Raw genomic sequence first — 338 nt, 5'->3', positions numbered from 1 at the left:
CGGGTGATACCGACAGTTCGGATGAACAATCCCGTCTGTGATTTCTGGTCGGCAAAGACGTGCTCGACGCGCGATCGGATCACGGACTTTCCAGCATTCGATTTCTGGATATGTCGGGGCATAGGCTTGAGATGCGGCTTTTTTCTGTGAACCTTTGAGACAAAACCCTCTTTGTCCATGAAGTCCTCATTCGCTTTCGAGCGATAAGCTGTATCAGCCCAAACGCTTGAGGCCGTATTGGTTTTATCTAACAGCCCCTCTCTCAATCGCGCACCATCACTGGCGGCGGCATCCGTCGTCTTCCATTGKCGGATGAACCGAAACTTCCGGTCGATGGA

The 338-nt window shown here is 52.2% G+C and carries 1 protein-coding gene; it reads right to left on the bottom strand.

Annotated features, from left to right (window positions below; genetic code table 11):
- A partial coding sequence (locus KP705_RS21930; RefSeq protein WP_215765568.1) for a transposase occupies positions 1-338 on the bottom strand: 338 nt, incomplete at both ends.

Origin of the sequence: Gluconobacter sp. P1D12_c (assembly GCF_018812105.1) — a bacterium.
Lineage (GTDB): Bacteria > Pseudomonadota > Alphaproteobacteria > Acetobacterales > Acetobacteraceae > Gluconobacter > Gluconobacter oxydans_A.
Note: the sequence above shows the minus strand (reverse complement) of the source record. Positions and strands in the feature narration are given on the sequence as shown.